Raw genomic sequence first — 26,317 nt, 5'->3', positions numbered from 1 at the left:
CGCCAAGATTCATACAGAATGATGACAATTCCCGAGGGGAGGTGAGCCGTCTCGGCATGAGCGAGGTGATCGCCTTGCACCAGTTTCGGCGTCCGGCGGCGCGGGATGAAATCCCGGCCATCACGGGCGCCGGGAAACTGACAACCGGCCGGGCGGCGGCAGAGCCCCCAGTATTCTTCAACCGTCGCGAATTCAGCCAGATCCTGAATGTCTATGCCCGCATGGTCGGCATGGGCGAGTGGCGCGACTATGCCATCGGCCATGACCGCGACAGCTGCAGCTTCGCGGTGTTCCGGCGCAGTGCCGACGGCGCGCTGTTCCGCATCGTCAAGACACCGCGGCTGGCCCGCAAGCAGGGCGCCTTTGCCATCATCGGCCAGGGCGGCCGTATCCTGCGCCGCGGCCGCGACCTTGGCGTGATGCTGCGCTTTTTCGAGCCCAAGCGCGACGTCGCAGACTGACGCCGGGCCGCGTAGAGTCCGCACCATGAAAAAAGCCCCCGTCCTGCGACGGGGGCCCGTGATGTCTGGACCGGCTGTTCCGATGCCGGTCCGTCAGGCGGCCTTCTTTGCTTTCTTGGTCTTCGCGACCTTCTTTTCCCCGGTCTTCTTTTTCTTCTGCGCCGTCTGCTTCTTGGCCGGCTTTTTCTTTTCGGCCTTCTGTGCGGCCTTGGCCGCCGGCTTGGCCGTCTGTGCGGTCTGCGCGGCGGCGGCCGGGGCAAGGGCGGGGGCGACAATGCCGGCCAGGAAGCCGGCCATAACGAAGGCGGCAGCGATCGTCTTCACGCGGGTCAACATCGGGATGCATCCCTTTTGCAGTGCTGCATATCCGGCCTGGCGGTACCGGCCGCGAATCGGGAGCCGGATTGCATCGACGCCATTCTCTGCCTGCGGGGAGTCGCCGTCCATCGGCGGCTTCGGCCTGCGACACCCTGTCCGGGGGCGTCCCCGTTCAGCCGAGTGCCGCCAGTTCGCGACGATGCTTGGCCACCGCCGGCCGCTCGGCCGCGCGGCGCTCGAACCACGGCCGCACCGCGGCGGCCTCGCCGGCCCGGGCGCCGGCCTGCAGCCAGAGCTGCCAGAACAGGTCGCGCTGGGCATGGCTGCCGCCGATCTGCTGCAGGCCGTCCAGCGCCGGCCGCAGCCGCGTGAAGGCCGCGGCCCAGTCGCCGCGGCCATAGGCGGCGACACCTTCGGCCAGCGGCCGGCCGACCTGCCGCCAGATCCGCCCGGCCAGCCGGTCGGGCTGGCGGGCGACATGATCACGCAGGCTGTCGAGCAGGGCATCGGCAGCGGCATCGCGGCCGGCCCGGGTCAGGCCCAGCAGGTAATGGGCATCGAGAAAGGGCTCGACATGCTCGTCGGGCCCGCGGGCGGCGATGAAATCCGCCACATCCTGCCAGCGGTCGCCGACATCGAGCCCGGCGAATTCCAGCCGCGCCAGCAGGGCAACGGCATTCACCTGGTCCTGGCTGTATTCCTTCCACACCCCCCAGACATGCCGGTCGTACAGCTGCAGCGCCAGGTCCGGCCGGTCGCCGTCGATGGCGAACAGGCCGGCATGCCACCAGTTATGGGTCAGCATGAAGGAATTGCGGTCGGCCCATGTATCGGCCAGCGCGACCATGAAATCGTAGCCCTCCGCGCAGCGCCCCTGGGTTTCCATCACATGGGCAACGGCATGATGCGCCCAGGGTTCGGCGCGCTGCAGCCCGATGGCATGCCGGCCGGCCCGTTCGGCCTCGTCCAGCCGGTTCATCTCCTCCAGCGCGAAGGCATGCATGCCGTGCATCTCGGCCACGCCCGCATGCACCGGCAGGCCGGCTTCGGCGATATCCAGCATGCCGGCGAGGTCGCCGACATGGAACATGTGAAACTGCGCCATCTTCATGGCGGCCAGGTCCTGCGGCCAGCGTGCGACAATCGCGCGGCACTGCGCGATGGCGGCCTCGGCATCGCCGGCGGCCCAGGCCGCCACCTGGCCGTGCCACAGCCGTTCGCGCTCCGTCGCTGCCGCCAGCTGCGCCGTCACGGCATCCAGCCGCGTTTGTGCTTTCACCGGTCCTGCGCCGGTCTGCAGGAACAGCTCCAGCGCTGCCGCCTTGGCCGCCGCCATCACGCTGTGCGGATCGGCCGCCGATGCCTCCCACACGGCGCCGGCCGTGGTGCCGTAAGTGAGGAAGCTGGTGTCGAAACTGTCCAGCCCGGCCAGCGCGGCGGGATTGTCGGTCGAGACAGGCAGGCCCCAGCGGTCGGTCAGCATCGCCTCAGGCGGTCCAGTCGTTGATGCGGTCGAGCGGATAGATCGGATGCCGCAGATTCCTGTAGGGGATGATGCTGTTATCCGAGGTGGTGACGCCTTCGCCATCCAGCGTGAAGGTCGCTTTCGCCAGCGGCGCAAAGCCGGCGCGATAGTGGATGCGCGATTTCAGCAGCAGGAAGCGCTTGAATTCCGGCTGGATGCCGACTGAGCGGAACACGCCGGTATCCCAGGGTTCATGGTGGTGCGAGACAACCACGATCTGCATGCACCCGTCGACCTCGAACACTGCCGTCGGCCCCATCTTCACCCGGTAGCCGTTATACATCGGACCCTGCACGGTCCATTCGCCGTCGGTGATGGTGCGCACCCGGCCGGTCAGCTTCAGCGGCCTGCCTTTCAGCCCCAGCGCCGGCATGTCGCTCCTGCCGCCCAGTTCCAGCGTGACGGTGGCGCCGATGCCGGCCTTCTGCATCGCCTGCACGGCCTCGGGGTCCCAGACCGCGCCGACGGCGACATCCTCAAGGCCCTGGCGCAGCACCTCGGCAATCACCATCATCACGTCCTGGGTGCCGCCCGAACCGCAATTGTCGGCATGGTCCAGCAGGATCACCGGGCCGCCGAGATTTTTCGCCGCTTCCTGCTTCGCCTTCGCCACCGTCTCGCCGAGATCGCGGTGCTTGTAGACATGCCCGTCGCGGGCATCCCACACCGTGGCCGCGATGCGGTCGGCTGCCGCGTCGGCCTGGGCCTGGTCGTCGCCCACCGTGATCACGCTGGCTCCGGCATGGACGATATCGGCCATGGCGAAACCGCCGAACACGCTGGCGCAGGGCAGGCCGGCGGCCTCTTCCGCATTGCAGGCGGCGATGGCCGATTTCATCGGCTCGTCGTCGGTGCCCTGGCACAGGGTCTGCGACAGCAGGGGCAACTGGCGCAGGGCCATCGCGGGGGCCTCGCGCCGGCCGGCGATGACGTCCATGACCACGCGGCCGACCCGTTCGGCCACCACATCCATGTCCACATGCGGATAGGTCTTGTAGCCGATCAGTGCCGTGCAGTTCCCCACCATCTTCGGCGTCAGGTTGCAATGCAGGTCCAGCGTGACGGCAATCGGCAGATCCGGCGCGATGGCGCGGATCTTCTCCAGCAGGGTGCCCTCGCCATCGTCGGTGCCCGCGGCCACCATGGCGCCATGCAGGTCGAGCAGGCAGCCGTCGCAGCCGGCCTGCACGGCCTCGAGGATCGGATCGGTCAGACGCCTGTAGGCATCGGCGGTGACGATGCCGCTGGGCGGCGCCTCGGCGGCGATCGGCAGCACCACCTCGGCGCCGTATTCCTGCGCCAGCTTCAGGTAGACGCTGAGCGGCATGTTGGTCTTCGCATAGGCCTCGATGGCGGCCTGGTCCCTGTATAGCCCCCAGGCCTCGAACCGTGCCCAGTCGGTGACGATCGGCGAGAAAGTGTTGGTCTCGTGCTTCATCATCGCCAGGACAAGTTTCATGGGGCTGGGCCTTCTTTGCTGGGGTTCATTCGTAGGCAGACGAACAAAAGCTTAAAGCCGCGGCGCCGGGCTTGTCACGGCCAAAAGAAAAGGCCCCGGCGGGTTCTCCGCCGGGGCCTGGTTACGCTTCTCGGGTGTTAAGCGCGGAAGCTCAGTTGTTGCGCTGGCCGAACAGCTGCAGCAGCGCCATGAAGATGTTCAGGAAGTTCACATACAGCGAGGTGGCGCCGAACACCGCCTGCTTGGTCTGGAGGTCGGCCGGGTCGCCCTCGTAGAACTCCGACTTGATCCGCTGGGTGTCGTAGGCGGTCAGGCCGGTGAAGACCAGCACCGTGATCGCCGAAATGGCGAACTGCAGCACGGTCGAGCCGAGGAACATGTTCACCAGGCTGGCGATCACGAGGCCGATCACGCCCATGAACAGGAAGGTGCCCATCCCGGTCAGGTCGCGCTTGGTGGTGTAGCCCCACAGGCTCATGGCGCCGAACATCGCCGCGGTGATGAAGAAAATCCGCAGGATCGATTCGCCGGTGTAGACGATGAAGATCGTCGACAGCGACAGGCCCATGGTGGCGGTGAAGGCCCAGTACAGGCCCTGCACGGCGCCGGCCGACAGCTTGTTGGCGCCGAAGCTCATCACCAGCAGCAGGCCCAGCGGGGCCAGCATGACGACGAAGGCCAGCCCGCTGCCGAACAGGGTCTGCATCAGGGCCGGCGACTGCGACACCAGAACGGCCACGATGGCGCTGAGCGCCAGGCCGGAAGCCATGTAGTTGTAGACCCGCAGCATGTAGGCGCGCAGCGCCTCGTCGACCGTGGCGCGGTCGACCGAAGTGGCGCCGTAGCCATAGCGCGGCTGATTGAACGGCGTCGACATGGATTTGCCTCCTCAGGGAAATTGTTTTTGCGGGTGTTATATTGGCGATACTGTGTAGCTTTTCAAGGCCAGTTATCCGTTTTCGCCTGCCATAAGTCTTTCATCTGGCAGGTTTTCCGCGAACCCTGCCGGCTGCCGCACAACATTCGTGCAACCTGTGACCGGCGGCACTCGTCAGCCTGCGGAGGATGGGATAGAAGGGCCATCTCCCCCATGGCGGAAAACCGCCGAATACCTGTTCCAGGACCGAAGCCGCCATGTCTGCATCTCCCAGTCCCGCCAAGCCGGGCGCCTCCTCGCTCTGGCGCCTGACCCTGGTGCTGGGCGCGCTCAGCGCCTTCACGCCGCTGGCGGTCGACATGTATCTGCCCGGCCTGCCGACCCTGGAGCGGGCCTTCGGAACCGATGCCGGCCGGGTGCAGATGACCCTGTCGGTATTTTTTGTCGGCCTCGCCCTCGGCCAGCTGCTGCTCGGGCCGGTCAGCGACCGTTTCGGCCGGCGCCGGCCGCTGCTGGCGGGCAACCTGCTGTTCATCGCCGCCTCGGCCGGCTGTGCGCTGGCGGCGGATATCGACAGCCTGATCGCCTGGCGCTTCCTCGAGGCGGTCGGCGCCTGTGCCGGCCTGGTGATCGGCCGCGCCATGGTGCGCGACCTGTTCGAGCCGCGCGACATGGCGAAGGTGTTCGCGCTGCTGATGCTGGTGATCGGGGTGGCGCCGATCCTGGCGCCGCTGCTGGGCGGCTATCTGCTGGTCTGGTTCGACTGGCATGCGATTTTCTGGTTCATGGCGGCCTTCGGCGTGGTGGCGATGGCGGCCGGAGCGATCCTGCTGCCGGAAACCCACGACCCGGCCACCGCCCAGTCGCTGCATCTGGGCCGGGTGCTGGCCGGATATGGCAGCCTGCTGGTGAACCGCCGCTTCATGGGCTACACGCTGGCCTCCAGCCTCGGCATGGCCGGCATGTTCGCCTATATCGCCGGCTCGCCCTTCGTGTTCATCGACCTGTATGGCGTGCCGGCCGATGCCTTCGGCTGGATCTTCGGCGCCAATGCCATCGGCATCATCGGCATGGCGCAGGTCAACCGCCTGCTGCTGCGCCGCTTCACCCTCGACGAGGTTCTGATCGCGGCTGTCGCCCTGGTGGCGCTGGCCGGACTGGTCCTGCTGGCAACGGCCGCATCCGGCGTCGGCGGCATGATCGGCATCTGGCTGCCGCTGTTCTTCTATATCGCCAGCCTCGGTGCCGTTTTGCCCAATGCCGGGGCCAGCGCCATGGCCGGCGAGGGAGCGCGGGCGGGGATGGCGGCCGCCCTGATGGGCACGCTGCAATTCGCCGCCGGCGCGGTCAGCAGCGGACTGCTCGGCCTGCTGCAGGACGGCACGGCCCTGCCGCTGGCCGGCATCATCGCCGCCTGCGGCCTCAGCGGCCTGGCCGCACGGCTGATCCTGGTGCGCTAGGGCCGCCCCGGCAGCGCCGGGGCGGGGTGCGCGGGCGGTCAGACCGTCACGACGATCTTGCCGAACTGCTCGTTGGACTCGAGGAAGCGGTGCGCCTCGACGATCTGCTCGAACGGGAATATCCGGGCGATGACAGGCCTGAGGGCACCGGATGCCAGTCCCTTCAGCACGAAGGCCTTGGCGGCTTCCAGCCGCTCGGGATCGGCGGTGATCTCGTGGATCAGGTAGCCACGCAGGGTCAGGCTCTTGCCCAGCACGGTCCCCAGCGGAAAGGGCGTCGGCTCGGCGCTCAGCGCGCCGTATTCCAGCAGGATGCCGCCCCGTGCCATCGCCGCCGTCAGCGGCTCGAAGGCGGGGCCGCCCACGGGGTCGAACACCACCCGTACGCCGTCCGGTCCGGCAATCTCCGGCAGGCGTGACCCGAGATCCTCCTCCGCCGAAGCGACGACATGTGCCGCGCCGGCCTGAAGCAGTGCCTGCCGCTTGGCGCCGGTGCGCGTGACCGCGATCGGGATGGCACCGACCATGTTGGCGATCTGGATGGCGGCGAGCCCGACGCTGCTGGATGCGGCGGTGATGACCACGAACTCGTCCTTGCGCAGGCCGGCAATGTCGATCAGTGCACCATAGGCGGTGACATACTGCATCCACACGGCAGCGGCTTCCTCCCAGTTCAGCGCCGGCGGGTGCCTGACGACCAGCGACGCCGGAAAGGTTGCCAGTTCCCCGTAGGCCGGCCAGTCGGTCATCGATTGCGGTGGTATGACGCTGACGGCATCGCCGGGCGCGAAACCCGCGACATCGCGGCCCACGGCATCGATGATGCCTGCGGCCTCGAAGCCGAGGCCGGAGGGCAGGTCCGGCTGCATGATGTAGGAGCCCGACCGGACCATGGCTTCAGCCCGGTTCAGCCCCAGTGCCTTGACGCGGATGCGGATCTCGCCCGGGCCCGGCGCGGGCATGTCGATGGTTTCGATCTGCAGGACCTCGGGACCGCCGAGCTCATGAAAACGAACAACGCGTGTCATCTGTCACAACTCCGAAATGATTGACCGCGATGAGGCTAGCCAGCCGTGGCGGCGCCGATAAATGGCTGTTCCGGCATGACAGCCGAAACCGGGAGTTTTGAATGATGGATCGCCTGACCAGCATGGCCGTGTTTGTCAGAACCGCGGATGCCGGCTCCTTCGCCGCGGCGGCTGCGGCCCTGGGTCTGTCCGCACCGATGGTGGGCAAGCATGTCCGCTTTCTGGAGGACCGGCTTGGAATGCAGCTGATCAACCGCACGACGCGGCGCCAGGGACTGACCGAGTTCGGCCGGGCCTACTACGAGCGCTGCAAGGCCGTGCTGGCCGAGGCCGAGGCTGCCGACGCGCTGGCGGCCGACCAGCGGTCGCAGCCGCAGGGCAGGCTGCGTGTTGCCCTGCCGGTCCTGTTCGGCCGGCGCTGCGTCGCCCCGGTGCTGCTTGAACTGGCGCGGCAGCATCCCGGGCTCGAACTGCACCTGTCCTTCAACGACCGTCTCGTCGATCTTGCCGAGGAGGGCTTCGATCTCGCGGTGCGCACCGGCCGCCTGGCGGACCAGGCCGGACTGGTGGCACGCCGCGTGGCCCGGCAATCGATGATTGTCTGCGCGGCACCGGGCTATCTTGCCGCCCGCGGAACGCCGCAGCAGACCGGCGACCTGGATGCGCACCAGGCGATTGTCTACAGCCGGTCGGGCCGCGTTCCGCCATGGCTGTTCCCGCGTGAAGACGGGGCCCCGCTGGAGGTCTGGCCGACCAGCCGCCTGCGGTTCGACGATCTCGATGCCATTGCCGACGCGGCGGCGGCAGGAATGGGGCTGGCATGGCTGCCGTCGTGGCTGGTGCGGGACCGGATCCAGGCCGGAGCGCTGGTTCCACTGCTGCCGCAAGGCCGGCGCTATCCTTACGAATGCTATGCCCTGTGGCCGCAGACGCCGCATATGCCGTTGCGGGTGCGGCTGGCCATCGATGCGCTGGCCGCCGCGCTGCCCCGCATGACGGACTAATAAGGGGTCATGCCGTCCGCAGCAGCGGTGCCGGTTTTGCCGCCAGCGCCTGCCAGGCGCCGATCAGGCCGAGCGCCAGCGTCGCCGCCACGCCGCCCAGCGCGGTGGCCGCGGCGATGCCCGGCGACAGCAGGAAGGGCGCGTTCATCATCTGGGTGACCATCGCCCAGGCGGCGGCCCAGCCGAACAGGAAGGCGAGCGCGGCGCCGGCCAGCCCGACGATGCCGTATTCGATCAGATGGGCGGCGAGGATGTCGCGCCTCGTGGCCCCCAGCGCCTTGAGGATGGCGCCCTCGCGCAGGCGCCGGCGATGCTCGGCGGCCAGCGCGCCGGCCAGCACGAACAGGCCGGCCACCAGCGTGACGGCGGCCGCGCCGCGCACGGCGCCGCCCAGTTTCTCGACGATGGCATTCAGCTCGGTCAGCACGTCCTTCATGCGCACCACGGTGATGTTGCTGAAGCGGTCGGTGACGGTGCGGAACAGCGCGGTTTCGGCCGGGCCGTCGGCCTTCACGGTGGCAAGGAAGGTATGCGGCGCACGCTCCAGCAGGCCGGGCGAGAAGACCAGCACGAAGTTGATGCCGAACGAGGTCCAGTCCAGCCGGCGGATATTGGCGATGCGGGCGTCGATCTCGCGGCCCATGATGTTGACGCCCAGCCGGTCGCCGACCGCGAGGCCGAGGCCCTGCGCCGCGCGTTCCTCCAGCGAGATCAGCGGCGGGCCGTCATAGTCCCGCGGCCACCAGTCGCCGGCCACCAGCGTCGAGCCCTCGGGCAGGTCTCGGGCATAGGTCAGGCCGCGGTCGCCCTGCAGCACCCAGCGCTGTTCCGGCGCCGCCTGCACCTCGGCGGCGGGCACGTCCCGCACCCGGGTGATGCGGCCGCGCAGGTTGGGCACGGTCTCGACATCGCGGGCGCCGGGCACGGTGGCGACCAGCGCCCGGAAATCGTCGAGCTGGCCGGGCTGGATGTCGACGAAGAAGAAGGCCGGTGCCTCGTCGGGCAGACGTTCCTCGACCTGGGCATGCAGGTTGCCCTCGACCAGGGCGATGGTGACCAGCAGCGACAGCGACACGCCGAGCGACAGCAGCAGGGCGGCAGTCGACGAGCCCGGCCGGTGCAGGCTGGCCAGCGCCAGCTTCAGCCGCACCCCGCGCGGCGGTGTGACGCCGCGGGCGACGGCGGCGAGCCCCGCGGCCACCACACGGAAGAACAGGAAGGCGGCGATGGCGCCGGCGACGAAGAAGGCCGCGAAGCGCGGTTCCGCGGCGCCGAAGACGGCCAGCGCCGCCAGCAGGCCGAACACGGCCAGCATCGCCGCCAGGTAGGCCGGGCGCGGCAGCCGGCGGCCGGGTGCCACGAGATCGCGGTAGAGCGCGGCGGGACGGATATCGGCGGCGCGGGCCAGCGGCCAGATGGTGAAGGCCAGCGCCACCAGCAGGCCGTAAGCGGCCGCCATGCCGAGCGGTGCGGCATAGATTCCGGGCACCAGCGGCAGCGGCAGCACGGCCGCCAGCGCGCCGGCGGCAAGATTGGGCACGGCCGTGCCGACCGCGATGCCGATCGCGATGCCGACCATTGCCAGCAGCAGGGTCTGCCACAGATAGACGCGGAAGATCAGGCCGGTGGTGGCGCCGAGCGATTTCAGCGTCGCGATGGTCGGCGTCTTGCCGTCGAGATGGGCATGCACGGCATTGGCGACGCCGACGCCGCCGATCAGCAGGGCGGTCAGGCCGATCAGCACCAGGAACAGCGCCGCGCGGTCGAGGAAGCGGCGCACGCCGGGGCTGCCCTCCTTCCAGTCGCGGATGCGCCAGCCGGCATCGGGCAGGGCCTGTTCGGCCGCCGCGGCCACCGCCGTCGACGCCAGACCCGGTGCCAGTTTCAGCCGGTAATGCCAGTAGGCGAGGCTGCCCGGCTGCACCAGCCGGGTTGCCGGCAGGGCATCGAGGCCGATCATCACCCGCGGGCCCAGCGTCAGGCCCTCGGTGGCGCGGTCGGGCTCGCGGGCGATCACGGCGCGGATCTCGAATGCCGCCTCGCCCAGCATCAGCCGGTCGCCGATGGCGGCATCCAGCCGGATCAGGCTCTGCGGATCGACGACGGCGCCGGCAATGCCGTCGCGCGGCGCCAGCAGGGCGGCAAGGTCGCCGGGCTGTTCCAGGGCGAGGCTGCCATAGAGCGGATAGGGGCCGTCGACGGCCTTGAGTTCGACCAGCGCGCGCCGGTCGCTGCGCAGCGCATGGGCCATGACGCGCATATGCGCGGTTTCCGAAACCGTGCCCTGGCGCGCGAGAAAGGCCCGCTGGGCATCGTCGGCCGCGCGGTGAATCAGGCGGAATTCGATATCGCCGCCCAGCAGGCTGCGGCCGTCGCGTGCAAGGCCCTCGACGATCGCGGCCGACAGGGTGCCGATGCCGGCGATGACCGCCACGCCGAGCGCGAGGCAGGCGACGAACAGCCGGAAGCCGCGCAGGCCTCCGCGCAGTTCCCGCAGCGACAGACGCAGCGACAGCATCTACTCGGCCGCCTTGCGGCGGGCCGGCGCGGCCGGCGTGATGACACTGTGGATGCGGCCGTCCTCGATGCGCACCACGCGGTCGCAGAGCGCCGCCAGCGCATCGTCGTGGGTGATCAGGATCAGCGTCGAATTCAGCCGTGCCGCCTCGCCGAACAGCAGGTCGATGATCGCATGGCCGGTGGCACCGTCGAGATTGCCGGTCGGCTCGTCGGCCAGCAGTAGGCGCGGGCCCGGCGCCACCGCGCGGGCCAGGGCCACGCGCTGCTGTTCGCCGCCGGACAGCTGGGCCGGATAATGCGTCTCGCGATGGGCAAGGCCGACCTGGGCCAGCGCGGCACGGGCCCGCGGCAACGCGTCGGCGGCGCCGGCCAGTTCCAGCGGCACGGCCACATTTTCCAGGGCCGTCATGGTCGGGATCAGGTGGAAGCTCTGGAACACGATGCCGATCTGGCTGCGCCGCCACAGGGCCAGCCCGTCCTCGTTCAGGCTGTTCAGCCGCGCCCCGGCCACCGCCACCTCGCCGGCCGTCACCTTCTCCAGCCCGGCCAGCACCGCCAGCAGGGTCGATTTGCCGGAACCGGACGGGCCGACGATGCCGACCCGCTCGCCCGGCTGCACCGCGAGGTCGATGCCGCGCAGGATATTGACCGGCCCCGCCGTGCTGGCGAGGGTAAGGTGCACGTCGCGCAGCTGGACAATCGGCTGGCCGGCATCAGATAGGGTCATGGAACCTTCCAGTTGGAAACGGGGCGGCAGACTTGAGATATCACGCAGAATATGGGGCTTTCCGGCGCGGTCGCAATGCGATGTGGCGGCTGGCGGTGATGCTGGTCACGCTGGCGGCCCTGATCCGGCCGGCAGCCGGCGAGGCGGCGGCGATCCGTCTGCTGGCCTTCGGCGACAGTTTGACGGCGGGCTACAACCTGCCGCCGGACGCGGCCTTCCCGGCCCAGCTGGAACAGGCCCTGAAGGCGAAAGGGCTGGATATATCCGTGATCAATGCCGGCGTATCGGGCGATACCACGGCGGGGGCGCTCTCGCGGCTGGACTGGGCGCTGGCCGACCGGCCGACCCATGCGCTGGTGGCGCTGGGTGCCAACGACATGCTGCGCGGCCTGCCGCCGGAGCAGGCCGCGGCCAATCTGGATGCCATCGTGGTCAGGCTGCAGCAGGCCGGGGTGAAGGTGATGCTGGCCGGGATGCGGGCGGCCCCCAATCTGGGGGCCGATTACGGTCGCCGTTTCGAGGGGCTCTATCCCGAGATCGCAGCCCGGCGTCAGGTCCCGCTTTACCCCTTCTTCCTCGACGGGGTGGCGGCCGTGCCGAAGCTCAATCTCGACGACGGGATGCATCCGAACCGGGCCGGGATCGCGGTGATTGTGAAGCATATGTTACCCCAGATTTTGGGGTTTCTCGGACGCTGACCGCAATTCATTGTTGTAAAATTAACGACCTGCCGACAATATGGGCCTGCTGCGGATTTGGTCGCGGCCATCGTGAGTTGGGAGTTTTGTCATGGAGTTCCGTCGTTTAGGCCGCACCGATATCCAGGTCAGCCTGATCTGCCTCGGGACCATGACATGGGGCGAACAGAATACCGAAGCCGAAGCCCATGCCCAGCTCGATTACGCGCTGGAGCGCGGCATCAATTTCATCGACGCCGCCGAGATGTATCCGGTGCCGCCCAGGGCCGAGACCCAGGGCCGCACCGAAGCCTATATCGGCAGCTGGCTGAAGGCGCGCAAGAACCGCGACAGGGTCGTCCTGGCGACCAAGGTGGCCGGCCGTGGCGGCGGGCCACGCGGCCAGTTCGACTGGCTGCGCGACGACAAGCAGCCGCCGGATCTCAGCCGCCGGCAGATTTTCGAGGCGGTCGACAAGAGCCTGAAGCGGCTGCAGACCGACTATATCGACCTGTACCAGACCCACTGGCCCGACCGCCTGACCGTCAATTTCGGCCGCGCCGAATATCCGTGGAACGAGGAAGCCTCGGTCGCAATTGCCGAGACGCTGGATGCCATGGGCGACCTGGTGAAGGCCGGCAAGATCCGCACCATGGGCGTGTCGAATGAAACCGCCTGGGGCGTGATGAAGCATCTGGGCGATGCGGCAGCCAGCCCGGCGCGGCCGCGTATCGTCTCGATCCAGAATCCCTACAGCCTGCTGAACCGCTGGTACGAGGCCTCGCTGTCGGAAATCGCGAAGCAGGAAGAGGTCGGCCTGCTGGCCTATTCGCCGCTGGCCATGGGCGTGCTGTCGGGCAAGTATCTCGGCGGCGCGCGGCCACCGGGCAGCCGGCTGGCACTGTTCACCCGCTTCACCCGTTACAGCAATCCGCAGGTCGAGCGGGCCACCGAGCGCTATGTGGCGCTGGCGCAGCAGCACGGCCTCGACCCGGCGCAGATGGCGCTGGCCTTCGTCAACAGCCGCCCCTTCATGACGTCCAACATCATCGGCGCGACGTCGCTGGAGCAGCTGAAGACCGACATCGACAGCATCGACGTGAAACTCTCACAGGAGGTACTGGACGGCATCGAGGCGATCCATCGCGATCAACCGAACCCGAGCGCCTGATCCCGCGGCCCGCGGTTGCGGGCGGGGGAGGCGGCGGCTCGATCCTGGGCGTGAAACGCCCGTTCCAGCGGAGGGCCCTGCCATGATCCGCTTGTTCGTCGCCGTAAGCTTCCCCGACGAAGTCCGTCGGTCCCTCGCTACCCTGTGTGCCGGCGTGCCCGGCGCGCGCTGGGTCAATCCCGACCAGTTCCATCTCACCCTGCGTTTCCTCGGCGAGGTCGATGGCCGCATGGCCCGCGCGGTCTGCGACGAACTCGACACCGTCACCATGCCGGCTTTCGACCTGAACCTGTTCGGCGTCGGCACCTTCGGCGACCGCCGCAGGGCGCATACCCTGTGGGCCGGCGTGCGGCCCAATCCCGCCCTGCATCGCCTGCAGGACAAGGTCGACAACGCCATGCTGCGGGTCGGCCTGCCGCCCGACCGGCGCAAATTCGCGCCCCATGTCACGCTGGCCCGGCTGAACAATGCACCCTTCGACCGTATCGGTGCCTTCCTCAGCCATCACGCGCTGTACCAGGCCCCGGCCTTCACCTGCGACCGGTTCACGCTGTATTCCAGCTTCCTGTCCTCCTCGGGCGCCATCTACACGCCCGAGCATGTCTATCGCCTCGATGGCGGCCTCGCCGAATCCGGTGAGCATGACTGGATGGCCGACGAGGCCGAGGCCTGGGCGGAGGAGGACGAGGCGGTGTTCGGTGCCGGGGCGGTCGCCTACGGCACCTGACGGGACGCATGCCACAGCCTTTCCGCTCGCTGGTGATCCTGACCGGTGCCGGCATCTCGGCCGAATCCGGGCTTGGCACCTTCCGTGACAAGGACGGGCTGTGGACGCGCTACAGCCTTGAGGATGTGGCGACCCCGGAAGGTTTCGTCCGCGATCCGGTGCTGGTGCATGATTTCTACAATGCCCGCCGGCGCAACCTGATCGACGCCGCGCCCAATGCCGCCCATGCCGCACTGGCCGAACTGGAGCGGCACTGGGATGGCGATTTCCTGCTGGTGACCCAGAATGTCGACGACCTGCATGAGCGTGCCGGTTCGCAGAAGCTGCTGCACATGCATGGCGAACTGCTGAAGATGCGCTGCGAGAATTGCGGCCAGGTCACGTCGTGGACCGGCGATGCTGCGCCGGACAGCATCTGTCCGGTCTGCCGTGTGCAGGGCTATATGCGGCCGCATGTGGTCTGGTTCGGCGAGATGCCCTTCTACATGGAGATGATCTTCACCGCCCTGCAGCGCTGCGACCTGTTTCTCTCGGTCGGCACCTCCGGCACCGTCTATCCGGCCGCCGGCTTTGTCTCGGAAGTGCGGCAGGCCGGCCGTGCCCACACGGTGGAGCTCAATCTCGATCCCTCCGACGGCCATTCGCTGTTTGCCGAACACCTGCACGGACCGGCCACCGAGGTGGTGCCGCGCTATGTGACGCGGCTACTGCAGGCGGATACGCCGCTGGTCTGAACCACCCTGCATCAATAGAGGAAAATCGCCCCGCATGGATGACGGCGCGGCACGTGTGACCTGCGGCAGCAGGGCGGGTACTTCCGGTGCATGTGGCGGCGCCTTCCGCGTCGCTCCGGTAGAGGGGGCGCGCTGCCGGCGGCCTCCCTGTTGCAGCGACCCTGCCGTCTGCATAGTTTGGCTATGGGGGTAGCCATGCAGGCAGGGTCATCACAGGAGTCCGGGGCGGCGATGCGGGGCCAGGTAGTGCTGCGCTGGATCGACGGAACATTTGCCGATCCGGAGATGGAGGCCGGTTTTCTGCGCAGCGAAGCCGCCGGCACGACGGCCTATTCGCGCACCGCAGTTGGACTGGCTGCCGCACTGTTCGCGTCCTTCGGCGTTTCGGACTGGCTGTTCGCGCAACAGCAGGCGCTGGCCCTGACCCTGATCCGGATTGCCGTTGTCGGGATTCTGCTTGTTTTTTTCATGCTGCTGCGGCCGGCCGCTTTCATACCGAACCGGCAGCCGCTGCTGCTGCAGGTGGCTGCCATTGTGGTCGGTGCCGGCTATGTCGCGGTGGTTGCGCTGACATCGCCGGACCTGCGGCGGATCTATCTCGACTGCGTCATTCTGATCGTGATGGGCGTTTTCGTGATCATGCGGCTGAGCGTTGCCCGCGCGGTTATCTCGGAAATCGTCATCATCGTCCTGTTCGACCTGGCCTATGTGCTGGTGCTGTGGGACAGCATGCAGGAATTTGTCGTTCTTCAGGTGATGATATTCGCGGCCTTCTCTATCGGCCTGTTCTGCAACTACGTGTTCGAGCGGCAGCGCCGCATGGCCTATTTCGGACGCATGGAAGCCGAACACCAGGCGGAGCGGCTGCAGGCGGCCCTGCAGCGAACCGCCGAAGCGCAGATGCGGGCCGAACAGGCCGCCCGGGTCAAGTCCGATTTTGTCGCGCATGTCAGTCATGAACTGCGCACGCCGCTGAATGCGGTGATCGGCTTCGGCCAGGTCATCGAGCAGCAGATATTCGGCGCCATCGGACATGCAAAATATGCGGAATATGCCCGCGACATACGAGAGAGCGGCGAACACCTGCTGGCGCTGATCAATGACGTGCTGGACCTGTCGAAGATCGAAGCCGGGCAGATGACGCTGCATCACGAGACGCTGCAGCCGCAGGAACTGATGCGTGCCAGCCTCGTTCTGGTCTCCGGCCTGTCGCAGGCATATGGCACGCCCGTGCAGATGCAGCTGGCGCCGGAGCTGCCGGCAGTGCGGGCCGATGCCCGGGCGGTGAAACAGATGCTGGTCAACCTGCTCAGCAATGCCATCAAGTTCACGCCGGTCGGCGGCAATGTCACCGTTTCGGCCGAACAGGATGACGGTCAGGTGGTCTTCACGGTGGCGGATGACGGTCCCGGCATGACGCCCGAGCAGGTCAAGATCGCGCTGACGCCTTTCGGCCAGGTCAGCGGCCTGGTTGCAGAGGCCGACCGCGGCACCGGGCTTGGACTGGCACTGGCCAACCGCCTGTCGGAACTGCATGGCGCGCCGCTGCGGATCGACAGTGCATTGGGGCAGGGGACCCGGGTGTCCTTTGCCCTGCCGGCAGTGCTGCATGCGGCAGAGGCCGGCTGAGCGGATTCAGTCCGCCGTCTCGATCCGGTCCATGTCGTCGTCGGACAGGCCGATATGATGGCCGATCTCGTGGATCAGCACATGGCGCACCACCCGGCGCAGGTTCTCGCCGGTCTCGCACCAGAAATCCAGCAGCGGCCGGCGGTACAGGAAGATCATCGCCGGCAGGGTGCCGGTCTCGCCGCGCTGCTCGGCGAGGAAGCTGCCGCCACGGTAGAGGCCGAGCAGGTCGAACGGGCTGTCGCAGCCCATCTCCTCCAGCGTCCCGTCATCGGCGAAATCGGCCACCTGCACCGGCACGCCGTCGATGAAGCGGCCGAGCGCCGGGCGCAGACGCTGCAATTCGGCTTCGGCCAGGGCGGCGAGATCGTCCAGGCTGGGCGGCAGGCGGTCTGCGGTCATGCGGCGGATCGTCCCATCTCGGTCCTGTGATCCCGGGCAAGGTTGATGCAAGGGGTTCTGCGCGCTAGCTTGCGCCGCACCGGCCTGCCGGGCCGTCCGAGGAGCATGACATGGCGATCACGAAACTGGAAGGCGCCGCCCGCGCCGCCGCATTGCAGGCCCTGGCCGGCTGGCGGCCGGTTGAAGGCGGCGGCCGCGATGCAATTGTGAAAAGCTTCCGCTTCGCCGATTTCAACACCGCTTTCGGGTTCATGACGCGGGTGGCGCTGATGGCCGACAAGATCGACCACCATCCGGAATGGTTCAATGTCTATAACCGTGTCGAGATCACGCTGACCACCCATGATGCCGGCGGGCTCAGCGCGCGCGACCTGACGCTCGGGCAGTTCATCGACGCCGCCGCCGTGCAGGCCGGCGGCCGGGCGGAGTAGGGCCATGGGCGCGGCAGGGCGGGGGATGATGCGCGGGCTGCTGATCGTCTGCGTGCTGGTTCTGGCCGGCATTGCCGGCGTTGCGGCGGTGCAGTGGCTGGCGCCGCAGGGCGAGCAGGCCGGCGGCCCGGTGGCGATCGGCGGGCCTTTCGCGTTGACCGACCAGGATGGCCGGGCGGTGACCGAACAGAGCTATGCCGGCGAACTGATGCTGGTCTATTTCGGCTATACCAACTGCCCGGATATCTGTCCGACCGGCTTGCAGACCATCGCCATCGCCATGGACGAACTGGGCGAGGCGGGGAAGGCGGTGCGGCCGATCCTGATCACCGTCGATCCCGAGCGCGACACCCCGGCGGCGCTGAAGGAATACGTGCAGGCCTTTCATCCGCGCCTCGTCGGCCTGACCGGCAGCCCGGAGCAGATCGCCAAGGTCGCCCGGGAATACCGGGTCTATTACCAGAAGGCGGAGCTGAAAGGCTCCAGCCTCGGTTATGCGGTCGACCATTCCGGCTTCATGTATCTGATGGATGGCCGCGGGCGGTATCTGGCGCATTTCCGCCACGACATCAGCCCGGGCGAGCTGGCGCAGCGCATCAGGGCAAAACTCTGAGCCGGTATGCCCATTTATTGGGCTGCCCATGTTTTATGCTGCAGTGCAAAATAAATTGTGCGGGTGCGGAGGAAAGCCGGTAGGATGAGGCTGTCGCCGAGTCGCTACCATCGGACGACCCAGTCTTGACGCTTTCCGTTGCAGTGTGATGACGGCCGCCCTCCGGGGCCTGCCGCTCCGGCTGAAGGGTGGGACCTGATGCTCTACCAGCTCTACGAACTCCAGCATGCGGCGCTCCAGCCGGTCCGGGCCTTCACCGAGGCCCAGGCCCAGGCCCTGAAGCTGCCCTACCTGCCGATGAATTACACGGCGGCGGCGCGCACCATGGCGGCCGGGCTGGAGCTGTTCAACAACATCACCCGCCGTTATCCGAAGCCGGAATTCGGCCTCGCCACCACGAAGGTCGATGGCGAGACCCGCAAGGTCACCGAGCGCATCGTGCTGCGCTATCCCTTCTGCCAGATCATCCGCTTCGAGCGCGAGGGCTGCGAGGAGCGCCGCGATCCGAAGCTGCTGATCGTGGCGCCGCTGTCGGGCCATTACGCCACGCTGCTGCGCGGCACCGTCGAGGCGATGCTGCCCAACCACGATGTCTACATCACCGACTGGATCGATGCGCGCGACGTGCCGCTGAAGGAAGGCGCCTTCGGCCTCGACGACTATATCGACTACGTGCGCGAGTTCCTCGACCATCTGGGGCCGGGCTGCCATGTGATGGGCGTGTGCCAGCCTTCGGTGCCGGTGCTGGCCGCGGTGGCGCTGATGTCGGCCATGAAGGATCCCAACACGCCGCGTTCGATGACCCTGATGGGCGGGCCGATCGACACCCGGCTCAGCCCGACCGTGCCCAACGACCTGGCGCAGGAGCATTCCATCGAGTGGTTCGAGCACAGCGTGATCAACCGCGTGCCGCTGCCCCATGCCGGCTTCATGCGTCCGGTCTACCCGGGCTTCATCCAGCTGACCGGCTTCATGACCATGAATCTCGACCGCCATGTCGGCGCCCATGTGCGGCTGTTCCATCACCTGATCAAGGGCGACGGCGACAGCGCCAAGGCCCATAACGACTTCTACGACGAGTATCTCGCGGTGATGGACCTGCCGGCGGAATACTATCTGCAGACCGTGAAGCGTGTGTTCCAGGATCACGACCTGCCGCTGGGCCGCATGACCTGCCATGGCGACCCGGTCGACCCGAAGGCGATCCGCAGGACGGCGCTGATGACGGTGGAAGGTGAGAAGGACGACATCACCGGCCTGGGCCAGACCATGGCTGCCCATGACCTGTGCACGAATATCCCGGCCCACCGCCGCGCCCATCACATGCAGGCCGGTGTCGGCCATTACGGCGTCTTCAACGGCCGCCGCTGGCGCGAGGAAATCGCCCCGAAGGTGACCGCCTTCATCCGCCAGCACGACCACGACTGACCCGGCGTGACGGACCGGGCCGCGCCGCCGCTATCCGGGACGGCGTTCCTGCTCTAGATTGCCGGCATGCCCCGCACCCTGCCTTTCTGGCGCCGCAAGCGCCTCGAACAGATGACGCCTTCCGAATGGGAGTCGCTGTGCGACGGCTGCGGCAAATGCTGCCTCTACCGGCTGGAAGACGAGGAAGCCGGCACGCTGGAACAGACCAACGTGGCCTGCAAGCTGCTGAACTGCGCCACCGGCCAGTGCAGCAACTATCCGAAGCGCAAGAAGCTGGTGCCCGACTGCATCCAGCTCACGCCCGCCAAAGTGCGCAAGATGAACTGGCTGCCGAAGACCTGCGGCTACCGGCTGGTGGCGCAGGGCCGCGACCTGCCCTGGTGGCATCACCTGAAAAGCGGCAGCCGCGACACCGTCCACCAGGCGGGCATGTCGGCGGCCGGGCGCTGCATCTCGGAAAAGCAGGCCGGCGAACTGGAGGACCATATCGTCTACTGGCTCGATGGCCCGAGCCCGCCGAAACCGAAAAAGCGCTGAGAACCGCCGCCGGCGCCGGGCATAAATTTGCCCGATTCCGCCGCCAGCCTGATGCCATGGTCCTGCGCCACCCCGTCATACCGCTGCTTGCCGCCGCCATCCTCGCGCTGCTGCCCGGGTCCGGCCGCACGCAGGAGGATCCCGGCCTCGAACTGCAGCGCCGCATCCAGCAGGAAACCCGCCGGCTGGAGCAGGAGCGCGAACTGCGCCAGCTGGAATCGCAGCAGCGCCTGCGCGAGGACATGCTGCGCCAGGACGAGGAACGCCAGCGCCGGATGCAGCAGGACCTGCGCCGCGCCGACGAGCTGGGCCGCCAGCAGCGGCAGGACGATGCCGCCGCCCGCCTGCGCCGCATGCAGCAGGATCGCGACGACGAGGCCCGCCGGCTGCAGATCGAGAACGAGCGCCGCCTGCTCGACCGCGAGCGCCGGGATCTCGAAAACCGCCGCCGCCAGCTGGAAAAATGACGGCCCGGCTCCGACAAAGGCCGCATTGACGCGGCGTCACGGCTGGCGCCGGCCGCCGCTTACCCGTTAATCTCCCCGGGCTTTGGGAGATTCGTCCATGCATCTTGACGCCGATCTGGTGGCCCGGTTCCGGGCGGTGAAACTGCTGTCGCTCGATCTCGACGGCACGCTGACCGATGGCGGCCTGTATTACGCCGAGGACGGTTCCGAGCTGCGCAAGTATTTCGTGCAGGACGGCTTCGGCATCCTGCTGGTGAAAGAGGCCGGCATCGAGGTCTGCCTGATCACCATGAGCGACACGCCGGCGATCCAGAAACGCATCGACCGGCTGAAGATCCGTTTCGGCCTGATGGGCGTGCGCGACAAGCTGCCGCGCCTGCAGGCGATCTGCGCCGAGCTTGGCATCGGCCTCGATGCCGTCTGCCATGTCGCCGACGATCTCAACGACCTTGATGTGCTGCAGGCGGTCGGCCTGCCGGTCGCGGTCTCGAATGCCCGGCCGCAGGTGAAGGCGGCCGCGGCCTATGTCACCGATGCGGCCGGCGGCCATGGTGCCGTGCGCGAGGTCTGCGACCTGCTGCTCGAATACAGAATCTGATTTCGCAAAAGAGGAGGAAACAGGATGGCCATCGATTTCAAGGGCCGCGTTGCCATCGTCACCGGCGCCGGCGCCGGGCTGGGCCGCAGCCACGCGCTGCTGCTGGCCGAGCGCGGTGCGAAAGTCGTCGTCAACGACCTGGGCGGCGCGGTGGATGGCAGTGGCGGTTCGTCCAAGGCGGCCGATGCCGTGGTCGCCGAGATCAAGGCGAAAGGCGGCGAGGCGGTGGCCTCCTACGACAGCGTGTCGGAACCGGCGGCAGCGGCCAACATCGTCAAGACCGCCACCGATGCCTGGGGCCGCGTCGACATTCTGGTGAACAACGCCGGCATCCTGCGCGACAAGACCTTCGCCAAGATGGAGCTGGCCGATTTCGACACCGTGGTCGACGTGCATTTCCTCGGTTCCGCCTATGTCACCAAGGCGGCCTGGCCGGTGATGCAGCAGCAGGGTTATGGCCGCATCGTCATGACCTCGTCGAATTCCGGCCTGTACGGCAATTTCGGCCAGTCGAATTATGCCGGTGCCAAGATGGCGGTGGTCGGCCTGATGAATTCGCTGAAGCAGGAAGGCGCCAAATACGGCATCCTCGTCAACACCATCGCGCCGGTGGCTGCCACCCGCATGACCGAGGCCCTGCTGCCGCCGCAGCTGCTGCCGCATCTGAAGCCGGAATACGTATCGCAGGCGGTGGCCTATCTCTGCTCGGAGGCCTGCGCCGCCACCGGCGACATCATCTCGGCCGGCGCCGGCTTCTATGCCAAGATGCAGATCATGGAATCGCAGGGCATGTTCTTCGGCGTCGATGCGAAGGTGACGGTCGAGGATTTCGCCGCCAGCTACGCGAAGATCACCGACATGGCGCAGCCGCAGCATTTCGGCTCGTCGATGGAGGAAGTGGCCCACATCGCCAAGCCCTTCGTCGGGCAGTAGGCGCTTTCCGCCTCAGGCCGGCAGCCGCGCCAGCGCGGCTGCCGCCAGCGTTTCGACGATGCGGCCCGCGCCGGTCGCGCAGGCCTGCCCGGCCGCGCCCGCCGCCTCGGCGCGGCGCGGCTCCGCCAGCAGGATGCCGGCGGCGGCGGCCAGTTCCGCCGCGTCCCGCACCTGCTGGGCGCCGCCGGCAGCCAGCAGGCTGTCGACCGCCTCGCTGAAATTCTCCATCGACGGCCCGAACAGCACGGCGCAGCCCAGCCGCGCCGGTTCCAGCGGATTCTGGCCGCCATGGGCGATCAGCGACCCGCCCATGAAAGCCAGCGGGCAGAGCCGGTACCACAGGCCGAGTTCGCCGAGCGTGTCCGCGACGAAAATGTCGGTGGCCGGGGTGGGCTCCTCGTCGCGCGAGCGCAGGGCGAGGCTGTGCCCCTGCGCCGCCAGCGCCGCCGCGATCTCGGGGCCGCGCTGCGGATGGCGCGGCACGATCAGGGTCAGCAGATCGGGAAAGCGCTGCTTCAGGTCGGCATGCACGCGCGCGACGATCTCTTCCTCGCCCGGATGGGTGCTGGCCGCCAGCCAGCGCGGGCGGTCGCCCAGCCGCATCTGCCAGCCGACCACGGCCTCGGCATCGGCGGGCAGCGGCGGTGCCGCCTGTTTCAGGTTGCCCGCCTCGATCACGTCGCCGGCGCCCAGCCGGCGCAGCCGCACCGCATCCTGTGCGGTCTGCGCATAGATGGCGGCAAAGCCGCCCAGCAGCCAGCCGGCCACGCCCGGCAGCTTTTCCCAGCGCCGGCACGAGCGTTCCGACATCCGCGCGTTGACCAGCAGGGCGGGGATGTGCCGGCGCCGCAATTCGGCCAGCAGGCCCGGCCACAGGTCGGATTCGCTCCACAGCACCAGATCCGGCCGCCAGTGATCGAGGAAGCGGTCGCCCGGCCCCGGCAGGTCGAGCGGCAGATACTGGTGGAGGATGCCGGGCCCGCCGCGCTTCTGCACCAGTTCGGCGGAGGTGACGGTGCCGGTGGTCAGCAGCAGCACAAGGTCCGGGCGCAGGTCATGCAGATGCCGCAGCAGGGGCAGCAGGGCCTGCGCCTCGCCGACGCTGGCGCCATGGCACCAGACCAGCGGACCCTGCGGCCGTGGCAGCGATGCGTGGCCGAAGCGTTCGCCCAGCCGTGCCGGATCTTCCTTGCCGCGCGCCGCGCGCCTCTGTAGCCACAGGCGCAGGGCGGGGCCGAGCAGGCGGCCGGTGCCGCGCCACACATGCCGTCGCCAGTCGCTGTTGGTGCCGGAAGCCTGCATGATCTGAACCCTGCGCGACATTGCCGGAACGGAAAGCAAAGTGAAAGGGCTTGCGGTGCGGCGGCGGCACTGTCAGCCTGTCCGGCATCCGTTACCGAGGGGGAAATGCCATGGCCGTGCATGTCGAGCGCCGGGATACTGTCACCACGATCATTCTCGATCGCCCGCAGGCGCGCAATGCCGTGGACCGTCCGACCGCCGATGCCCTGCGTCAGGCCTTCAAGGATTTCGATGCCGACGATGGCGCCCGCGTCGCCGTGCTGTGGGGCGCCGGCGGCACCTTCTGTGCCGGCGCCGACCTGAAAGCCGTTGCCGACGGCGCCAACCGCAACGATGTCTCGCCGGAAAGCGAAGGCCCGATGGGGCCGACGCGGCTGATGATGTCCAAGCCGGTGATCGCCGCCGTCGCGGGTCATGCGGTGGCCGGCGGTCTGGAACTTGCCCTGTGGTGCGATCTGCGCGTGGCCGAGGAGGATGCGGTGTTCGGCGTCTTCTGCCGCCGCTGGGGCGTGCCGCTGATCGATGGCGGCACCGTGCGGCTGCCGCGCCTGATCGGCCACAGCCGCGCGCTCGACATGGTCCTCACCGGCCGGCCGGTGAAGGCCGACGAGGCGCTGCAGATGGGGCTGGCCAACCGCGTGGTGCCGAACGGCCAGGCGCGCGCGGCCGCCGAGGCACTGGCCGCCGAGATCGCGCGTTTCCCGCAGGCCTGCATGAAGGCCGACCGCGCGTCCAGCTACCGCCAGTGGGACCTGTCGCTGGATGCCGCCCTGCATGACGAGGCGGAAAGCGGCCTGCCGATCATCGAGCAGGAAGCGATCGCCGGTGCCGGGCGCTTCAGGGACGGGCGCGGCCGCGGCGGGGATTTCTCGTCGATCTGACGGCCGGCTTCCCGGCCGGCGCGGTATCCGCAGGCAGCAGGCCGAGCATCTTTTTCATCACCGTCGGCAGCGCGGCCTTGCTGGGCGGCTGCCACAGGCCGTCGATTTCTGCGGCTTCCGCCGCGCCGATGCAGCCATGTAGGGCCGTGATCTTCAGCGCGAAATGCGTGAAGACATGCTCGGCGGCGCCGGCCGCCGGCCGCCAGTCGATGGCGGCAGCCGGGGCATGCGCCTTCCCCTCGCCATCGCTCCACGGCAGGTCGCGCCATGGCGTGCTGGGCACTTCCAGCATGCCGCCCAGCAGGCCCTCGGGCGGCCGCCGGCGCAGCAGCACGGCGCCATCGGGCCGCTGCAGCAGGAAGGCCACCGCATGGCGCACCGGGCGTGGCTTCTTCTCGGTTTTGCGCGGCAGGCTTTCGGCGATGCCCTGCCGGCGCGCCGCGCAGGACTCCTGCAGGGGGCAGAGCAGGCAGTCGGGCCTGCGCGGTGTGCAGACCGTGGCACCGAGATCCATCATCCCTTGCGCGAAATCGCCGGGCCGCTGCTGCGGCGTCGTCAACCCGGCCAGCCGGCGCAGTTCCGGCTTGGCCTGCGGCAGCGGCGTTTCGACGGCGAACAGGCGCGCCAGCACACGCTCGACATTGCCATCCAGCACCGCGGCCGGGCGGTCGAAGGCGATGGCGGCAATCGCCGCCGCCGTATAGGCGCCGATGCCGGGCAGTTCCAGCAGGCCCTCGACGGTGTCGGGGAATCTGCCGTCCAGCCGCGTGCTGACCGCCTGCGCGCATTTGTGCAGGTTGCGCGCCCGCGCGTAATAGCCGAGGCCCGCCCAGGCCTCCATCACATCCTCGACCGATGCGGCGGCAAGGTCATGCACGGTCGGCCAGCGGGCCAGGAATTTCGCGAAATAGGGCATCACCGCCGGCACGGTGGTCTGCTGCAGCATGATCTCGCTGAGCCAGACCCGGTAGGGTTCGGGCGGCGGAGTGCCCGGCGGGCTGCGCCAGGGCAGGCGGCGATGCTGGCGGTCATACCAGGCCAGCAACGGCGGCGCGATTGCCGCTGCGGTCTGCGCTACCGTGGCGACGGTCGGGACGGTCATGTTACGGCGGCGCGACATGCCGCGCGACCTTAGGCGGCGGCTGCCGCCACGGCAAGCCGGCCGGCGGCTTGCCAGCGCCGGTGCAGCCGGTATCCTGTCGCCATACAAACACGGGGGAAGCTTATGCGGCGCATCGCCATCACCGGTGCCGTCATGGCCGTTCTGCTGTCTGCCGGCATGGTTCCGGACCTGCCGTCGGCCAGGGCGGCCGGCCGCGACGCCATCGTCATCGGCACCATCACCGACCTGTCGGGCCCGGCCGCGCCATATGGCCATGCGGTGGTCAACGCCATGCGCATGCGCATCGACGCGCTGAATGCAGAGGGGGGCCTGCATGGCCGCCGGCTGCGGCTGGTGGTCGAGGATCACCAGTTCCAGGTGCCGCGCGCGGTGCAGGCGGCCAACAAGCTGATCAACCGCGACCGCGTCGTCGCCATGGTCGGCAATCTCGGCAATGCGCAGACCGAGGCGGTGCTGCCGCAGCTGCGCCAGGCCGGCATCCCCAATCTGTTTCCGATGGCGGCCAGCCGCGACCTGGTGCAGGGCGCGGATTCGATCAGCTGGATTTCCGGATCGCTGTATTACGACCAGATCCGCACCGGCGTGAAATGGATGGTGACGGAAAAGCGCAAGCAGGCGGTCTGCCTGCTGGCACAGGGCACGGATTTCGGCCGCGAGGTGCAGCAGGCGGTGCAGGACCAGCTGGCCGTGCATGGCCAGGTCCTGAAGGAGGTCGTCACCCACCGGCCGACCGATACGGATTTCACCGCACAGGTCACCAGACTGCGCGCTGCCGGCTGCGACCTGGTGGTGCTGGCCACCCTGCTGCGCGACACCATCCTGCCGATGGCCACGGCCAGGGCGATGGGCTGGAAGGATGTCGATTTTCTCGGTCCCTCCACCACCCACGATTACCTGCTGGCGGCGGCGCCGGGCGGCGCCACCCAGGGCTTGTACAGCGTCTCGTCGCTGGCGCTGCCCCGGTATGAGACGGCACCGGCGGCGGTGGCGGCCTGGATGGAGGCCTACCGGGCGCGCTTCGGCGCCGAGCCCAATGCCGGCGCCATCTACGGTGCAGCCCTGATCGACCTTGCCGTGCTGGCGCTCGACCGGGCCGGCGGCGATTTCCGCCTGCCCAGGATCGCCGCCGCCGTGCAGTCGATCCGCGGCTGGCGCGACGCCTTCGGCGGCACCCTGCAGGATTTCTCCGACGGCAGCCGCCAGGGCACCCGGCAGGCCTATATCTACCGGCTGCAGGGGCCGCATTATGCGCGGCTCGGCGAGGTCGCGGGCTACTGAACCGGGC

General features: G+C 68.4%; 27 protein-coding genes. 17 read left to right on the top strand and 10 right to left on the bottom strand.

Annotated elements, in window-relative coordinates; genetic code table 11:
• Positions 1–41: 41 nt before the first annotated feature.
• On the top strand, positions 42–461 hold the full coding sequence (locus ACEQZY_RS09390; protein ID WP_341705122.1) for a DUF2794 domain-containing protein: 420 nt from the start codon (positions 42–44) through the stop codon (positions 459–461).
• 93 nt (positions 462–554) lie between these two features.
• On the opposite strand, the gene ACEQZY_RS09385 is transcribed toward ACEQZY_RS09390, so the two are convergent.
• From ACEQZY_RS09385 to ACEQZY_RS09370, 4 genes are all read right to left on the bottom strand, one after another.
• Positions 555–797 (bottom strand): hypothetical protein, encoded by a 243-nt coding sequence (locus ACEQZY_RS09385; RefSeq protein WP_341705123.1) that lies wholly within the window; start codon positions 795–797, stop codon positions 555–557.
• A 154-nt stretch (positions 798–951) separates the two neighbouring features.
• The gene (locus tag ACEQZY_RS09380) at positions 952–2,262 is read right to left on the bottom strand and encodes a tetratricopeptide repeat protein (protein WP_370153812.1); all 1,311 of its coding nucleotides are present in this window, start codon (positions 2,260–2,262) and stop codon (positions 952–954) included.
• Between the two features lie 4 nt (positions 2,263–2,266).
• Positions 2,267–3,763, bottom strand: coding sequence for a M81 family metallopeptidase (locus ACEQZY_RS09375; protein WP_370153810.1), 1,497 nt, complete (start codon positions 3,761–3,763; stop codon positions 2,267–2,269).
• A gap of 151 nt (positions 3,764–3,914) precedes the next feature.
• The gene (locus ACEQZY_RS09370; RefSeq protein ID WP_341705067.1) at positions 3,915–4,640 is read right to left on the bottom strand and encodes a Bax inhibitor-1/YccA family protein; all 726 of its coding nucleotides are present in this window, start codon (positions 4,638–4,640) and stop codon (positions 3,915–3,917) included.
• 257 nt (positions 4,641–4,897) lie between these two features.
• Between ACEQZY_RS09370 and ACEQZY_RS09365 the strand changes: the two genes are divergently transcribed.
• A complete protein-coding gene (locus ACEQZY_RS09365; RefSeq protein ID WP_341705068.1) occupies positions 4,898–6,100 on the top strand; it encodes a Bcr/CflA family multidrug efflux MFS transporter in 1,203 nt (400 codons plus the stop codon).
• Between the two features lie 38 nt (positions 6,101–6,138).
• Here the strand turns inward: ACEQZY_RS09365 and ACEQZY_RS09360 are convergent, their stop codons facing one another.
• Complete coding sequence (locus tag ACEQZY_RS09360; RefSeq protein ID WP_370153807.1) at positions 6,139–7,128, bottom strand: zinc-dependent alcohol dehydrogenase family protein; 990 nt, start codon at positions 7,126–7,128, stop codon at positions 6,139–6,141.
• 101 nt (positions 7,129–7,229) lie between these two features.
• Between ACEQZY_RS09360 and ACEQZY_RS09355 the strand changes: the two genes are divergently transcribed.
• Entirely contained in the window at positions 7,230–8,132 is a 903-nt protein-coding gene (locus ACEQZY_RS09355; RefSeq protein ID WP_370153805.1) for a LysR substrate-binding domain-containing protein, read from the top strand.
• Between the two features lie 7 nt (positions 8,133–8,139).
• On the opposite strand, the gene ACEQZY_RS09350 is transcribed toward ACEQZY_RS09355, so the two are convergent.
• Together ACEQZY_RS09350 and ACEQZY_RS09345 are read right to left on the bottom strand one after the other, a co-directional pair.
• Positions 8,140–10,650 carry an ABC transporter permease gene (locus ACEQZY_RS09350; protein ID WP_370153803.1) on the bottom strand — a complete coding sequence of 837 codons (2,511 nt, stop codon included), beginning with the start codon at positions 10,648–10,650 and terminating at the stop codon, positions 8,140–8,142.
• Positions 10,651–11,379: an ABC transporter ATP-binding protein gene (locus ACEQZY_RS09345; protein WP_370153801.1), complete on the bottom strand. Its 729-nt coding sequence runs from the start codon at positions 11,377–11,379 to the stop codon at positions 10,651–10,653. It abuts the gene before it with no gap.
• Positions 11,380–11,411: 32 nt separating this feature from the next.
• Here ACEQZY_RS09345 and ACEQZY_RS09340 point away from each other — a divergent pair, with 32 nt between their 5' ends.
• From ACEQZY_RS09340 to ACEQZY_RS09320, 5 genes are all read left to right on the top strand, one after another.
• On the top strand, positions 11,412–12,077 hold the full coding sequence (locus ACEQZY_RS09340) for an arylesterase (protein WP_341704604.1): 666 nt from the start codon (positions 11,412–11,414) through the stop codon (positions 12,075–12,077).
• A 91-nt stretch (positions 12,078–12,168) separates the two neighbouring features.
• Complete coding sequence (locus ACEQZY_RS09335; RefSeq protein ID WP_341704603.1) at positions 12,169–13,227, top strand: NADP(H)-dependent aldo-keto reductase; 1,059 nt, start codon at positions 12,169–12,171, stop codon at positions 13,225–13,227.
• Positions 13,228–13,309: 82 nt separating this feature from the next.
• On the top strand, positions 13,310–13,954 hold the full coding sequence (gene thpR / locus ACEQZY_RS09330; protein ID WP_341704602.1) for an RNA 2',3'-cyclic phosphodiesterase: 645 nt from the start codon (positions 13,310–13,312) through the stop codon (positions 13,952–13,954).
• 8 nt (positions 13,955–13,962) lie between these two features.
• On the top strand, positions 13,963–14,688 hold the full coding sequence (gene cobB / locus ACEQZY_RS09325) for a Sir2 family NAD+-dependent deacetylase (protein WP_341704601.1): 726 nt from the start codon (positions 13,963–13,965) through the stop codon (positions 14,686–14,688).
• Positions 14,689–14,919: 231 nt separating this feature from the next.
• On the top strand, positions 14,920–16,317 hold the full coding sequence (locus ACEQZY_RS09320) for a sensor histidine kinase (RefSeq protein WP_370153798.1): 1,398 nt from the start codon (positions 14,920–14,922) through the stop codon (positions 16,315–16,317).
• 6 nt (positions 16,318–16,323) lie between these two features.
• Here the strand turns inward: ACEQZY_RS09320 and ACEQZY_RS09315 are convergent, their stop codons facing one another.
• Positions 16,324–16,719 carry a metallopeptidase family protein gene (locus tag ACEQZY_RS09315; protein ID WP_341704599.1) on the bottom strand — a complete coding sequence of 132 codons (396 nt, stop codon included), beginning with the start codon at positions 16,717–16,719 and terminating at the stop codon, positions 16,324–16,326.
• 110 nt (positions 16,720–16,829) lie between these two features.
• Between ACEQZY_RS09315 and ACEQZY_RS09310 the strand changes: the two genes are divergently transcribed.
• The 7 genes from ACEQZY_RS09310 (at position 16,830) to ACEQZY_RS09280 (ending at position 21,726) form a co-directional block, all read left to right on the top strand.
• On the top strand, positions 16,830–17,150 hold the full coding sequence (locus tag ACEQZY_RS09310; protein WP_341704598.1) for a 4a-hydroxytetrahydrobiopterin dehydratase: 321 nt from the start codon (positions 16,830–16,832) through the stop codon (positions 17,148–17,150).
• A 25-nt stretch (positions 17,151–17,175) separates the two neighbouring features.
• Complete coding sequence (locus ACEQZY_RS09305) at positions 17,176–17,763, top strand: SCO family protein (RefSeq protein ID WP_341704597.1); 588 nt, start codon at positions 17,176–17,178, stop codon at positions 17,761–17,763.
• 198 nt (positions 17,764–17,961) lie between these two features.
• Complete coding sequence (locus ACEQZY_RS09300; RefSeq protein ID WP_341704596.1) at positions 17,962–19,191, top strand: polyhydroxyalkanoate depolymerase; 1,230 nt, start codon at positions 17,962–17,964, stop codon at positions 19,189–19,191.
• A 66-nt stretch (positions 19,192–19,257) separates the two neighbouring features.
• Complete coding sequence (locus ACEQZY_RS09295) at positions 19,258–19,728, top strand: YcgN family cysteine cluster protein (protein WP_341704595.1); 471 nt, start codon at positions 19,258–19,260, stop codon at positions 19,726–19,728.
• A 56-nt stretch (positions 19,729–19,784) separates the two neighbouring features.
• A complete protein-coding gene (locus ACEQZY_RS09290) occupies positions 19,785–20,195 on the top strand; it encodes a hypothetical protein (RefSeq protein WP_370153795.1) in 411 nt (136 codons plus the stop codon).
• 97 nt (positions 20,196–20,292) lie between these two features.
• Complete coding sequence (locus ACEQZY_RS09285) at positions 20,293–20,793, top strand: HAD hydrolase family protein (RefSeq protein ID WP_341704593.1); 501 nt, start codon at positions 20,293–20,295, stop codon at positions 20,791–20,793.
• A 24-nt stretch (positions 20,794–20,817) separates the two neighbouring features.
• On the top strand, positions 20,818–21,726 hold the full coding sequence (locus ACEQZY_RS09280; RefSeq protein ID WP_341704592.1) for an SDR family NAD(P)-dependent oxidoreductase: 909 nt from the start codon (positions 20,818–20,820) through the stop codon (positions 21,724–21,726).
• A gap of 12 nt (positions 21,727–21,738) precedes the next feature.
• On the opposite strand, the gene ACEQZY_RS09275 is transcribed toward ACEQZY_RS09280, so the two are convergent.
• On the bottom strand, positions 21,739–23,028 hold the full coding sequence (locus ACEQZY_RS09275) for a 3-deoxy-D-manno-octulosonic acid transferase (protein ID WP_370153792.1): 1,290 nt from the start codon (positions 23,026–23,028) through the stop codon (positions 21,739–21,741).
• A 110-nt stretch (positions 23,029–23,138) separates the two neighbouring features.
• On the opposite strand from ACEQZY_RS09275, the gene ACEQZY_RS09270 reads away from it, so the two are divergent.
• Positions 23,139–23,909, top strand: coding sequence for a crotonase/enoyl-CoA hydratase family protein (locus tag ACEQZY_RS09270; RefSeq protein WP_341705173.1), 771 nt, complete (start codon positions 23,139–23,141; stop codon positions 23,907–23,909).
• Here ACEQZY_RS09270 and mutY read toward each other — a convergent pair.
• Positions 23,866–25,011, bottom strand: a complete 1,146-nt coding sequence (gene mutY / locus ACEQZY_RS09265; protein ID WP_370154430.1) for an A/G-specific adenine glycosylase — start codon at positions 25,009–25,011, stop codon at positions 23,866–23,868. The two genes, ACEQZY_RS09270 and mutY, sit on opposite strands and share 44 nt — an antisense overlap.
• 123 nt (positions 25,012–25,134) lie before the next feature.
• Here mutY and ACEQZY_RS09260 point away from each other — a divergent pair, with 123 nt between their 5' ends.
• A complete protein-coding gene (locus tag ACEQZY_RS09260) occupies positions 25,135–26,310 on the top strand; it encodes an ABC transporter substrate-binding protein (protein ID WP_370153790.1) in 1,176 nt (391 codons plus the stop codon).
• Positions 26,311–26,317: the final 7 nt, after the last annotated feature.

Origin of the sequence: Ferrovibrio sp., from assembly GCF_964218355.1 — a bacterium.
Classification (GTDB): domain Bacteria; phylum Pseudomonadota; class Alphaproteobacteria; order Ferrovibrionales; family Ferrovibrionaceae; genus Ferrovibrio.
The sequence above is the reverse complement of the archived record's forward strand: the minus strand, read 5'-3'. Positions and strand labels throughout refer to the sequence as shown.